The organism is Ktedonobacter racemifer DSM 44963, assembly GCF_000178855.1.
GTDB classification, from domain to species: Bacteria; Chloroflexota; Ktedonobacteria; order Ktedonobacterales; family Ktedonobacteraceae; genus Ktedonobacter; species Ktedonobacter racemifer.
In genome coordinates this window covers 2,976,511-2,989,063 of the sequence record NZ_ADVG01000001.1, presented here as the reverse complement: position 1 = coordinate 2,989,063, position 12,553 = coordinate 2,976,511, and the positions used below count along the sequence as shown (strand labels likewise).

Genomic DNA, 12,553 nt, shown 5'->3' with positions numbered 1-12,553 from the left:
TTCTTAAATTATCATACGATCAAACATGTAATGTATCTCTTACAGGATTGCACTACTCAGGCCGAACCGGGTTCGCACGAGAGAAGCAAAGGAGATGTTATGGACGTAGCCAGGAGAACTCCCGGCAATGAAGAGGGCGATATCCTCGCGCAAGCAAGGCAGCCATTCCCCTCTATTGAGAATATGGCCTCGTACCGCAGAGAATCCGCACGTATCAATGAAGTTCCCTCGCGCTTGCTGAAAGAGCGGATTGTTTTTGTGCCTCCCTTTATCAATGATGAAATTGCTAACTACCTGATTGGCGTCCTGCTCTACCTTGAGAGTGACGATGCCTCCAAAGAGATTAGCCTGTATATAAATTGTCATGGCTCCCTGGATGGCAACCTCTACTATGGCCTGGGCATCTATGATACGATGCGCTACCTGAAGCCAGAGATCACGACGGTCTGCCTGGGGGCGGCGCAGGGCGTGGCCGCTGTGCTGCTCGCAGCGGGCACCAAAGGCAAGCGCTTTATCCTGCCGCACTCGCAGGTCGTTCTGCATCAGCCCTTAAGTTCGGTCAAAGGCCAGGCCAGCGACATCGAGATTCGCGCCCATGAGCTGCTACGCCAGCGCCAGAGTTTGTACGAGATTCTGGCCGAACATACTGGCAAAAGCGTCGACCAGGTTATGCAGGACGCCGACCGCAGGCGCTACATGACGGCGAAGGAAGCAGTCGAGTACGGCCTGGTCGACGAAGTGATTACACGCGAGGAATTGGCGCAGTAAGCGGAAAGGCAGCAAATATGGTAGAAATCATGGATAGCATTGTATACCCCCACGATCCCCGGCGGCAGCGCGAGGGTTTGCGCTCGATTCCCTCTATTCGCAATGAGTATCGCGGGGGGCGTGAGGGCAGCTATGGCATTGAAGACCTGCTGTTAAAGGATCGTATCATCTTGATCGGCAAGCCTATTGATGATATGGTGGCTTACCAGACGATCATGCTCCTGCTCTACCTGGAGCACGAGGACTCTTCGCAGGACATCAGCCTGTATCTCAATTCGCCAGGGGGAAGCGTCACGGCGGGTCTGGCCATCTATGACACCATGCAGTATATCAAGCCGGATGTCTCGACAGTCTGCGTGGGCATGGCCATGAGCATGGCTTCAGTCCTGCTCGCGGGCGGCGCGAAGGGAAAGCGCTTCTCTTTACCCAACTCGACCATTCTGATTCACCAGCCATTGATCTCGGGCGAGATCGCGGGCCAGGCCTCCGACATCGAGATCGAGGCGCGTGAAATTATTCGCACGCGCAGCGAACTCAACGAACTCCTGGCTAAGCATACTGGACAGCCCGTCGAGCGCATTGCCCAGGACTCGGATCGCGATAACTATATGACAGCGCACCAGGCCGTAGAGTACGGCCTGATAGACGAAGTATTAGAGTCTTGAGTTGCAATAAAAAAGTTCTCGGCTGCACGTGCAGCCGAGAACTTTTTTATTGCAATTACACTATATGCTTAGTGAGCGGAGAAGTGCTGCTGGAGTGCGTCCATCAGTTTCTCGGCGCCAAAGCGAATGACGTCGGTAGTGGGAAGGCCGGTCTCTTCCTCGGCGGCTTTGATGGCGGCTTGTGCCTCCTCGTCGTTCATCCCAACTGTCATCAGTGCCAGGCCCACGACTTTGCACTTGCCATCCTGGCGAACCCAGTCGATAGCATCTTCATTGATGTGTATCAGGCGTTGCAGGGATGGGAGAGGACAATTCTCATAGCCATCAATGGTTTTTGCGCCTGCCAGGTGGCAGAAGATCATGGCATCGGGCGCGGAGCCGTGGATCAGTCCCAGGGTTACGGGAGAATAACCGGGATGATTAAGCGCACCCTGTCCCTCGACGAAGACCCAATCATGTTCCTCGGCCAGTTGGAGTACTTGTTCCTCCACCATGCCCGCCACAAAATCGCTGATGAGGTGGTCAATGGGGAGGCCATTGTTGGAGATCATAATACCAGTCTGGCCTGTCGCCAGGAAGGATCCATTGAGGTCGCGCTGGGCCGCGACGCGTTCGAGTTCCAGGGCCACGGTCATTTTGCCCGCGGAGCAGTCGGAACCAACCATCAAGACCGTGTGGCTACCAGAACGGTGGGGTGCGAACTTGGCCACGCGAGGTTGTCCCTGGGGACGGCGTACATCCCAGATCATGACGCCCTTCTGTTCTGCCGCCGTGCGCAGCTCCTCGTCGTCGGAAATAAAGGTGTGTAGGCCGCTGATGATGTCCAGGCCATGCTCTATGGCTGTGGTGAGCTGCCAGCGCCAGCTTGGAGGCAGCGCGCCCCCCACCGGGGCAATGCCGATCATCAGCGCATCTGGCTCATATTGGAGGGCCTCGTTGATATCACGCACCATGGGGATGTCCTCGCCCAGGGCGACATTAAGGGCCTGGGCCACATTCTTGCCCGCGTGAGTGCTATCAATCACGGCGACCACTTTGTCCTTGCTATACCGGATGACGCCAGTCGCTGTCTTGGCTCTGTGCAGCGTAAAGGCTGCCTCCGCCAGGATCACAATTCTTCGCATAGCGCAGCTCCTTCTGAAAATATAAAAATGTCCACTATAATTGCTCCCATTATATAATGCCAATGTCAATGCCAATGTCAATGCCAATGCCGATTAAGCAGTCGGTGAAGGAACACTGAAGGGAAACTAACTGGTAGCGTATATGGAAGGTTGTACGTATTTAAATGTAAAGGTGATTCCCAAGCAACTACAACATAGTTGAATCCCTGGAAGGATAGATGTTTATGCACGATGAAGAGCAGCGAGATGATCAGGAAGAGCGCTTGAGAGCCAGGACATTTCCACTGAGCAGTACCCAGCTAGCGCTTGATGTCGAAATCATTGTCGCAGGTCATATTTGCCTGGATATTACTCCGGCTCTGCCTGAGGGCGTGGGGGCATTGACTCCCGGTCGATTGGTTGAGGTAGGAAAAGCGGGCCTTGCAGCCGGTGGCCAGATCGCGCATACTGGCCTGGCTTTACATAAGCTCGGCGTCAATACAGGCTTGATGGGCAAGGTGGGCGATGACCTCTTTGGGCAGGCGATCTTTCGCCTGTTGTCCTCGTATGATCCCAAGCTGGTAGAGAGTATGGTGGTTGCGACGGGCGAGGAGAGCGCCTATTCGCTTCTGCTGGGTCCTCCCGAGGGGGAATCTGTAGTGCTGCATTCGGCGGGATGCAATACGACCTTTGGCGTGGAAGATGTCCGCTATGAAATACTTTCAAAGGTCGCGCTTTTCCACTTTGGCTATCCGTCGATGATGGCGCGGATGTATGAGGATAATGGCGTGGAACTGGCACAGGTTTTCCAGCGCGTCAAAGCCTCGGGCGTGACGACCTCGCTCGATATGTGCGTGCCTGATCCCAGCGCGCCTGCGGGCCAGGTGGACTGGCGCGAAATTTTGCGGCATACTCTGCCATATGTAGATGTGTTTCTGCCTGGTATTGAAGATCTTCTTTTTATGTTGGATCGCCCTCTCTTTGACAAGCTCTCCTCGAAAGCTGGTAAAGGGAGTATGCTCGATAAAATCAAGCCTGATGTGATCTCACAATTGAGCGATACCTTGTTGGAACTTGGCGCGAAAATTGTTGGTATTAAATGTGGACATCGGGGTTTATACCTGCGCACCGCGAATGCGGAGGTGCTGGAGGGTCTGGGACGCGCCCAACCAACCAGCCTGATCAACTGGTCTGAGCGCGAGCTATGGGCACCCTGCTTTGAAACGCAGCTTGTAAGTCCCAGGGGGGCAGGGGACGCAACCATCGCCGGTTTCCTGCTGGGATTGCTGCGCGGGATGCAGCCTGTGTCGACGCTGGCGGCGGCCTGTGCCGTAGGGGCCTGTAGCGTCGAGGCACCTGATGCGTCGAGCGGCATTCGAAGCTGGCCTGAGACCCTGGAACGGATCGCCGCCGGGTGGCCGCGCCTGCTCCCTAAGGGAAAATCCCGCTCGCCCCTCGATATGCAGAGCTTTAAGTGGCGCTGGCACGAGACGCAAGAGGTGTGGATCGGCCCAGGTGATAGCCATTACGCGTAGCTGATTGGTTTACCTCAATAGAGGAGAGCGAAAGAGGCATAACCGCAACAACAGGTTTGGCATATGCTGGTGTCGGGAGGGCTTCAATTGGGTGGCTAAAAGGATGGGCAAGCAGGGGCGAAGAAGGCTGGTAGGAAGGTGTTTGGGCTACCTGGTTGCCCTCTAGACTCTTACAGGCATCCATGCTATCATAAAGTTCATCGCATGGCGTGGATACACGATAAAGGAGTTAACTTTTCATGCAAACCAACCTGTTCCGCTGGTTATTCGAGGATCCCGTTACCGCCGGGTCCAATGGTGGACTTCCCGGGACCGAGCCGTTTCATTTTCTCTGGCCCTGGCTTATCTTCTGTATTGCGGGTCTTTTAATCACTTTTTACTACTCAGTAGAGGGCCGCAAGCGTTTTGTGAAGAGCAAGCCCCTGGCGAAGCGTATGCTGGACAACTACCTGGGCTGGTTCGCGGTCATTTGTTTTATCGGGCTACCCCTGATCTTCGCGCGTGTCTACCTCGATGGTTACTTCTTTGCCTGGCGTTTCTGGCGCTACCTCTGGCTGTTGAGCCTGCTGGTCTGGGCTGGCGTTTGGGTGTTCCACCTGGTGAAGCGCTATCCTCAGGAGCGTGCGGGCTATGATGCATACAAATCACGTCAGCAGTATATGCCCCGAGGAAATAAGCGCAAGGCGGCCTCGCGTTAAGTGCCTATTCGGAAACCTGAGCGCGGAGCGCTAGTCGCGTGAGCGACGTTGGTTTCCGCATAAGAAGTGACCATTGAAGAGAGCACATTCACGAAGATCACAAAGATGAGAACAACAGCGGGCATTCTGCTCGTAGGGGGACGAAGTCGCCGCATGGGGCGCGATAAAGCGCTGCTCCCACTGCGTATGGGTGAGTCACCAGGCCAATTCCATGTCGAGGCTGCCGCGATTGCGGAGCAACAGACCTTTGTCGCATACCTGACCTCTCTCCTGCGTACGCGTTGTTCGGAGGTGATCCTGGTGGCGCGTGATGAGGAGCAGGGTAGGCACTATGCGCTGCCTGGCGTACGCATTGTCGCCGATGTCGAGGCGGATATAGGTCCCTTGATGGGGCTCTATAGCGGCCTACAGGCAATAGAGGCCACCCACGCCCTGGTAGCCGCAGTCGATATGCCGTTTGTACAACCGGCTATGCTTGACTGCTTGCTTGCTCAGAGGCTTGATGAGGCTATAGTCGTCCCGCGTGTTGAGCAGATCCCACAGGTATTGCTGGCTGTGTATCCACGTGCACTGCTCCCACTCATTGAAGAGCGCCTCAGGGCGGGACGGCGTGATCCGCGTTCATTGCTGGAGAAAGCGCGTGTGCATTATTTAGAAGAGGCGCAACTGCGGCGCGTTGATCCCGATCTGCGCTCCTTTGTGAATGTGAATACTCCTGAAGAACTACAAAAAGCAGGTTTATAATCAGGATAGTGGTATGGTATGAGTTGGCAGCCTTCGGCTGCCAACTCATACCATACCACTATCCTGATTAATTATTCTCCTGGGCGCAGACGTTTCCAACGGCGCTGGGCCAGGCCTTTAAGTTCGTCCTCGAAGCCGCGTTGCTGGAGCCAGGCGCGCGTCTCTCCTGTTACGACCACGTCCGCCTCATGTAATTGCTGAATACTGGCGGCTCCACTCAACTGCATCGCCACTTTGAGTTCGGCGATGAAGCCTTGCAGGAGTTCGCAGACCGCCTCATAGCCCTGACTGGCCGCTTTCAAGAAGGGGAATCCCATGCCCACCAGGGACGCGCCGAGCGAGAGGGCTCGCGCCGCATCCAGGCCATTGCGCACACCACCGGTAGAGATCAGTGGCAGACGGGCGACACCACATTCGACGACCGCGATGGGGGTTGGAATGCCCCAATCGCGATAGAGCGCCCCGATACGCATGGTTTGCTCATCGCCTCGTGACTGTGAGCGGAAGGCCTCCAGGGCCGACATACTGCTCCCGCCTGCGCCCCCAACATCAATAGCCGAGACGCCGCAGGAACGCAGGATCAGGGCCTGCTCACGGTTAACGCCCGCGCCCGTCTCTTTAGCGATGACGGGCAGCTCTAATTGTGGAACAAGCTTACGCAGGGCCTCAACCTCGCCAAAGGCGCGTCGGTCGCCCTCGGGCTGTGCCGCTTCCTGCAAGCTATTCATATGGATCGCGAGCGCGTTAGCGCCAATCATTGCCGTGGCGCGCTGCACCTGTTCAATGGTAAAGGGGGCGTGGCGCTCCTGTGCAATCAGTTGAGGGGCGCCAATATTGGCGATCAAGAAGGCGTGGGGAGCCTGTTCACGTGTCACTGCGAAGCTGTCAGAGACCTCGGGATTGACGATAGCGGCGCGCTGGCTGCCCACACCCAGGGCCAGACCGTACTCTTCAGCGGCGCGTGCCAGGTTGCGGTTGATCATGAGCACATCGGGATGCCCACCGGTAAGCGATGAAATGAAGAGAGGATAGCGCAATCGCTGCCCGAGAAACTCGACCGAGGTATCGACGGCATCCAGATCTACCTCTGGCAAGGCCTGGTGTACCAGGCGAATGTCGTTCCAGTTTGCCTGCTGGGGCGCGGAGACATCCCGCTCCAGGGCGATGTTGACATGCTCAATCTTGCGTTGTTTTACTTCATCGGTCATGCGATCTGCGATCCTTTCTGCATGGCTGGCTTCCTCAAGCGAGCCACTTCCTTCTTATGCGAAAACCAACGCCGCTCTCGCGGCTAGCGCTTCGCGCTCAGGTTTTCTAATAGGAAGCTTACTCAAGCGCGTGGCGACCCCGGATTCTGGCTATTAAGAGATAGACGAGTGGAAGGCCAAAAATTATGGCAGTCTGATAAGTAGCAATAGGATCTCGACTAAAACCGGTGAACGCGTAGAGAAGTAACGCGGTCGCCGTCAGCATAAGGATTGTGATCGAGAAGAGATCGAGACGACGTAGTACGACAGCCCAGAAGAGCCACAAGACATACCAGGGCCAGAACCAGCCAGAAACCAGGATTAAATACCAGAAAATGGTAATCGTCCATCCATTTACTAGTGTATCGATGCTTGCCAGTTTTCCTTCTGGGTCAATTTTACGCGTGAACTGCTCAGGAAGTGGTTGCCTGACAGCCAGGCGCGCATCGCGGATCTCGCCAAACTGGCGCATATAGATCAGTACAAACACAAAGGTGGCTGAGGCGCGTACCGTCAGGTCCGCCGAGGCCACGGGATTGAGGTAGGATGGCATGTGCGAGAGCTGCGCAAACCAGGTGAAGAGGGCGCGTAAGGGCAGGGCCAGGAAGCCTGCCGGTGAATGTACAAAGTGAGCCATATCGATGGCTGAGGTCAAGGCGAAGAAGGTATTAGCTCCATTCCAGAGCGGCAGGAAGAGGAGCAGCGTTGGCAGCAGCATGGCCAGAAGACGCCAGGTAAAGGCGAGCGCTATCTGCCAGGGGTTGCGGGTATGGTCCACGCTAAACCAGGCATAGAGTGGCAGTACCAGGAGTGCGATCAGGTTTGTGCTGACCGCCAGGCCAAAGCAGAGGAGCGCGCCAGCGGCATAGCGTGGTTGCCTTGCGCGTAGCAGACACCAGGTACCCAGCAGCAGGAGGAACATGCAGAGTCCCTCGTTATGGCCGTTTCCAGCCAGCTCAATCAGGGCCAGGGGATTCCAGGCATAGAGCAATGTACCCACCAGGCGGCGCGAGGGCGCAATCCGCCCAAGAATACTCCAGACGAGCAGGATATTCAGTAGATGCGTGAGTAAGGCCAGGCCTTTAAAGAGCAATAAGAGAAATGCTGGCGAGGCGCTTAACTGGGTGATGAGGGCCGAGAGATAAAGCCAGAGAGGGGCATAGGTGCTTGCCTCGTGGCGGCTGGAGAGGATCCAGGGATACGAGGGATCGGAAGGGATCTGGGCAGGCGTGGTCCTAAATGGATCAAGATGGTAGCTCGTCAGGGTTCGCCCGGCGAAGATATAGGTAAAGACATTATCTGAGAAGAGCCGTGGGAGGAGTAATAATGTCAGGCCAAAGAGCAGAGCGCTCCCAAGCAGAAATAGCAGCCAGCGTGAACCCTTCATATCTATATCTCTATGAGTATGCAGGCTGCGTAGTGCCAGGACATAAAGCACATTGAAGAGCAGCAGCGTCGCGCCAAAAAGCAAAGCGGGTAGCTCCACAAACTGGAGCGTCAGGGCTGGCAGACCTGAAGTGAGCCATTGAAAGGGCTGAACCAGCCAGGGATAGCTGGTTGGAAGTGGAGTTGGACTCAGGTGCAGGGCTGGCAGGGGCGAGATCGCGAGGAGAAAGAGATACAAAAGCTCTGTGGCGATAGCTAGCCAGAGTAGCCCCCAAAGCGAGTGACGTGTCTGTGGCTTTACACCAGTTGATGGTGGCGTGGAGATTGGCAAAAGTTTATTTAACAAACAACATATAACCTCTATTTTATTTATATTGCCCCGGCGGGACAAGATGACCAGTAACTATTATATAGCATCCAGTCAGTAGAGACATTGAATGGACGTGTGGCCTGGGCGAAGTCCAGGCCACACGTCCATTCAATGTCTCTACTGGCATAGCATTTATGCTAAACCTACGCGTTTGAAGGAGGTATCGACATGCTTGGTGTAGAAGTCGGTGTTGGTCAACTCCTCTAGCTCGGCGCGGGAGAGGTACTGGGTAACCTCGCTATCGCTGCTCAGGGCATTGAGAAGGGCAGGACCCTGGATGGGACCCGCGCTAGCCATCGCCCAGACCTTCTTGGCGTTGCGCTGGACCATCTTGTAGGCCTCCTGGCGGCCAACACCCTTATCGATGAGGGCCAGTAGGATGCGCTGCGAGAAGACGAGACCACCAGTCATGCCCAGGTTGGCCAGCATGCGCTCTTCATCAACCTGCAGGCCATCGATCACATTGGTGAAAATGTGCTGCATATAATGGAGGATGGTGCAGGAATCCGGAATGATCACGCGCTCCGTCGAGGAGTGGCTGATGTCGCGCTCATGCCAGAGGGCCACATTCTCCATCGCCGTCACGGCATAGCCACGCAGCAGGCGAGCCAGTCCACAGATGCGCTCACAGAGCTCGGGATTGCGCTTATGGGGCATGGCGGAAGAGCCCTGCTGACCAGAGCCAAAGGGCTCGAAGGCCTCGCTAAGCTCGGTACGCTGCAAGTGGCGAATCTCCTGCGCCATCTTCTCAAGCGAGCCGCCAACCTGTGCCAGGGCGGTAATAAAGTGCGCGTGGCGGTCGCGCTGGACCACCTGGTTGGAGATGGGAGCCACGCCCAGGCCCATCTGCTCGCAGACAAATTCCTCAATGTGGGGCGGAATCGTGGCATGAGTGCCAACTGCTCCCGAAATCTTGCCGACCGAGACCTGCTCGATCGCTGCCGCCAGGCGCTGCTGATGACGCTTCAACTCATCGTACCAGAGGGCCAGTTTCAGGCCAAAGGTGAGGGGTTCGGCATGGATACCGTGCGAGCGTCCAGCCATCAGGGTGTACTTATATTTCTTTGCCGCCTCGCCGACGACCTCAACCAGTTTAGCCAGAGAAGCGCTCAGGAGTTCGCCGGCATCTTTCATCTGGGCCGCCAGGCCAGTATCCAGCACATCGGAGGAGGTCATGCCCAGGTGGATAAAGCGACCCTCGGGTCCCAGTTGCTCCTGAATTGAGCGCAGGAACGAGATCACATCGTGATGGGTCTCGCGTTCGATCTCCTTCATTCGCTCCGCGTTATAGTGAGCATTGCGAATCTTGGCGATATCTTCAGCGGGAATGACTCCATCTTTAGCCCAGCCTTCACAGGCGAGCAGTTCAACCTGGAGCCATTTGTCGGTCTTATTCTTATCGGACCAGATAGCAGCCATCTCTGGCAGTGTATAGCGTTCAATCATGACAGTCTGATATAACCTCAGTTTGTGTTAGTGGGGGTGACATTTTCGTCCGCTGTAAGTGTATCACATCATCGCTATGAGCTAAACTCATACTCTTTTTATATGTCGCGCCTGCGGCGCTCGGGGGTAAGGGGTATGGGTGGAAAACGGCAGAGCCGTTTTCCACCCATACCCCTTACCCCCGAGGCTCGCGCAGCGAGCCGAGACAAGAGCCAGAAGAGCCTCTCCCTTTTGGGCATAAGAGAGTGCCAAAAAGTGTTATCTATGGTAGAATATGAGCGAAAAAGCGTATGGGAGAGGACCAGTACCAAAAGCTTGGCCCCTCTGGACGCACATAAACGCAGGGAATACTGTAGGCTCCTATTCTGTTCTCTATAGGGAGAGGGATAGGTTATCATTATTGTGGCTGATCGGTGCCATGCATCTTGACGTGGTGAGACCAGACATGTACAATCTTCTCACGCGTAGAGATCAGAATGTATAATCTTCTCATACGCAAAAGAATATTATCCGTGAAAGCGGTGGCTCAACTTGAGCGAAGGGGTTTAGTCGTTCCTCTTAAAAATGGCTCCCCATAAGGGGAAAGGGAAAAGAAAGGAGCGGCTTTGTTCCCTCACATGGCGAGCAGCCAGGAGTCTCCACAAAGCCGATTTGGTAGATGAAACAAGGAATCCATCCAAACGTTATTGAAGCCACAGTGAGCTGTGCCTGTGGCAACTCTTTCAAGACCTTGAGCGTTAAGCCCGTCCTCAAAATTGACGTGTGCTCAAAGTGCCACCCGTTCTTCACGGGTCAGCAGCGTATCCTAGACACCGCTGGCCGTGTGGAGCGCTTCCGCAAGCGCTTTAGCTTGGAAGAAGAATAGGCCTTTTGCTTATGGAAAAGGGATAAAGGAGACCTCCTGGAGGTCCTTTATCCCTTTTTTGCAGTCTGTGAGATGGTTGATGCATCCAATAAGATCTTATTCCGAAACCCAAAGTCACTTACGTGCCTAGCGCTCCGCGCTCAGGGTTTTCGGATCAGAAGTAAGCCGGATGCACCAATTCTTAGGGGGTGAGTTACCTGGTGAAGCAACGCACCATATTGTTCCTGATCGCGGATACTGGAGCCGGGCATCGTAGTGCTGCCAATGCCATTCATAATGCGATCAAACTTATTTCGCAGCAAGAGCAGGAAGCCTGGCAGGCGCAACAGGTAAACCAGCACACTGATTCAGAAACGACAGGCGCTACCAGCAAGGCTACGAACTCCTTACCCGAACCGACAAACTACCGCGTTGAGATCGTAGATGTCTTTGAAGAGTATAGCCGTTTCCCGCTACGTGAGGCTGTCAAGCTCTATGGCCCAACCATTCGCTATAATCCTAAACTCTTTGGCGATGTCTTTCATTTAAGCAACCAGGAGGGAACGGTCAAGGCCGTTCAAACGCTGGCTACGCCTCTGATCCTCAATGGACTCATGCGCTTGATTACCAGCGTCCAGCCAGATATCATCGTTTCTATTCATCCACTGCTCAACCATGTAACGGTGCATGCCTTACAGGAGTTGGGCCTGAAAATTCCCTTCTTGACTGTGGTCACCGACCTGGTAACGGTCCACTATACCTGGTTTGCCGAAGGGGCCGATGCCTATATTGTGCCCACCGAGGAGGCAAAGCGGCTCTACTTGCAGCGCGGATTGGACCCTAAGCGCCTGCATATGCTTGGCATGCCCATTGACCCCAAATTTACCTTGCCCACCGAGGAGAAAGAGGCGTTACGCAAGCGCTTTAATCTTCAGGACGATCTGCCGACGGTTCTGCTGGTTGGTGGTGGTGATGGCGCAGGTGGCTTGCAGGCCGCCGTCAAGGCTATTTCACAGGCGCGTCTCCCCGTACAACTGATGGTGGTGACCGGGCGTAACCGCCGTCTCTACGCGCATCTCCAGCGCACGCGTTCAAACTTCCATGTCCCGGCGAAGATCTTTGGTTTTGTGCATAATATGCCAGAATTAATGCGGGCCGCCGATATTATCGTCACTAAGGCGGGTCCCGGCACGATCTGTGAGGCGCTCTCCTGTGACCTGCCAATCATCCTCAGTGGCTATGTACCCGGGCAGGAAGAGGGCAATGTTGAGTTCGTGCTCCATAATGACCTGGGCGTGCTCGCGCTGGACCCACGTACACTGGTGAACGAGTTGCGCAAACTTATTAAACCCGGCTCCGAGATCTTGCAGAGGCGCCTGGCGAATGCGCGCAATATCAGCCGCGCTCGCGCCTCCTTCGATATCGCGCAATGCATTTTGAGCTACCTTCCCGTGCCCGAGACCGGAAGCATCTGGCAGTCGCGGCAGTGGCAGCGGCAGCAACAGCGTCTCTCTGGTCGCCTGCGTTCCTCGATCCGCATTCGACGCCAGGGGGTGCGTGTGCGTCGCCCGGTGATAAGCAAGACGCTACTACGCAATCCTGTGATGCGTCGTTTCGCGCGTACACGTGACATCTCAGAGAACAGCACGACGCAAGATACCTCCTCAACCGAGCGTGCGGTTAAACGCTTCAGAGGGTTACGTCGATAGTAACCAGCAGAGGCATCATTGGTCGGCATCCAGACTGT

11 protein-coding genes are annotated in these 12,553 nt (G+C 55.3%); 7 read left to right on the top strand and 4 right to left on the bottom strand.

Translation table 11 applies throughout. The annotated features are described in order from the left end of the window. Positions 1 to 99 precede the first annotated feature (99 nt). Positions 100 to 768: an ATP-dependent Clp protease proteolytic subunit gene (locus tag KRAC_RS12730; RefSeq protein ID WP_211221270.1), complete on the top strand. Its 669-nt coding sequence runs from the start codon at positions 100 to 102 to the stop codon at positions 766 to 768. A 17-nt stretch (positions 769 to 785) separates the two neighbouring features. Beyond that, a complete protein-coding gene (locus tag KRAC_RS12725) occupies positions 786 to 1,433 on the top strand; it encodes an ATP-dependent Clp protease proteolytic subunit (RefSeq protein WP_007907505.1) in 648 nt (215 codons plus the stop codon). Between the two features lie 68 nt (positions 1,434 to 1,501). Here the strand turns inward: KRAC_RS12725 and KRAC_RS12720 are convergent, their stop codons facing one another. Further along, positions 1,502 to 2,557: an N-acetyltransferase DgcN family protein gene (locus tag KRAC_RS12720; RefSeq protein WP_007907504.1), complete on the bottom strand. Its 1,056-nt coding sequence runs from the start codon at positions 2,555 to 2,557 to the stop codon at positions 1,502 to 1,504. Between the two features lie 224 nt (positions 2,558 to 2,781). Here KRAC_RS12720 and KRAC_RS12715 point away from each other — a divergent pair, with 224 nt between their 5' ends. From KRAC_RS12715 to KRAC_RS12705, 3 genes are all read left to right on the top strand, one after another. After that, positions 2,782 to 4,071 (top strand): carbohydrate kinase family protein, encoded by a 1,290-nt coding sequence (locus tag KRAC_RS12715; protein ID WP_007907503.1) that lies wholly within the window; start codon positions 2,782 to 2,784, stop codon positions 4,069 to 4,071. Positions 4,072 to 4,310: 239 nt separating this feature from the next. After that, complete coding sequence (locus KRAC_RS12710) at positions 4,311 to 4,769, top strand: hypothetical protein (RefSeq protein ID WP_007907502.1); 459 nt, start codon at positions 4,311 to 4,313, stop codon at positions 4,767 to 4,769. Positions 4,770 to 4,874: 105 nt separating this feature from the next. Beyond that, entirely contained in the window at positions 4,875 to 5,513 is a 639-nt protein-coding gene (locus KRAC_RS12705; protein ID WP_007907501.1) for a molybdenum cofactor guanylyltransferase, read from the top strand. A 71-nt stretch (positions 5,514 to 5,584) separates the two neighbouring features. Here the strand turns inward: KRAC_RS12705 and fni are convergent, their stop codons facing one another. The 3 genes from fni to purB form a co-directional block, all read right to left on the bottom strand. After that, positions 5,585 to 6,721: a type 2 isopentenyl-diphosphate Delta-isomerase gene (gene fni / locus KRAC_RS12700; protein WP_007907500.1), complete on the bottom strand. Its 1,137-nt coding sequence runs from the start codon at positions 6,719 to 6,721 to the stop codon at positions 5,585 to 5,587. Positions 6,722 to 6,839: 118 nt separating this feature from the next. Then, the gene (locus KRAC_RS12695; protein ID WP_007907499.1) at positions 6,840 to 8,492 is read right to left on the bottom strand and encodes an MptA/MptB family glycosyltransferase; all 1,653 of its coding nucleotides are present in this window, start codon (positions 8,490 to 8,492) and stop codon (positions 6,840 to 6,842) included. 156 nt (positions 8,493 to 8,648) lie between these two features. Then, positions 8,649 to 9,962: an adenylosuccinate lyase gene (gene purB, locus KRAC_RS12690; protein WP_007907498.1), complete on the bottom strand. Its 1,314-nt coding sequence runs from the start codon at positions 9,960 to 9,962 to the stop codon at positions 8,649 to 8,651. Between the two features lie 658 nt (positions 9,963 to 10,620). On the opposite strand from purB, the gene rpmE reads away from it, so the two are divergent. Further along, the gene (rpmE, locus tag KRAC_RS12685; RefSeq protein ID WP_007907497.1) at positions 10,621 to 10,827 is read left to right on the top strand and encodes a 50S ribosomal protein L31; all 207 of its coding nucleotides are present in this window, start codon (positions 10,621 to 10,623) and stop codon (positions 10,825 to 10,827) included. A gap of 200 nt (positions 10,828 to 11,027) precedes the next feature. Continuing rightward, on the top strand, positions 11,028 to 12,515 hold the full coding sequence (locus KRAC_RS12680) for an MGDG synthase family glycosyltransferase (protein WP_007907496.1): 1,488 nt from the start codon (positions 11,028 to 11,030) through the stop codon (positions 12,513 to 12,515). The last annotated feature ends 38 nt before the right edge of the window (positions 12,516 to 12,553 follow it).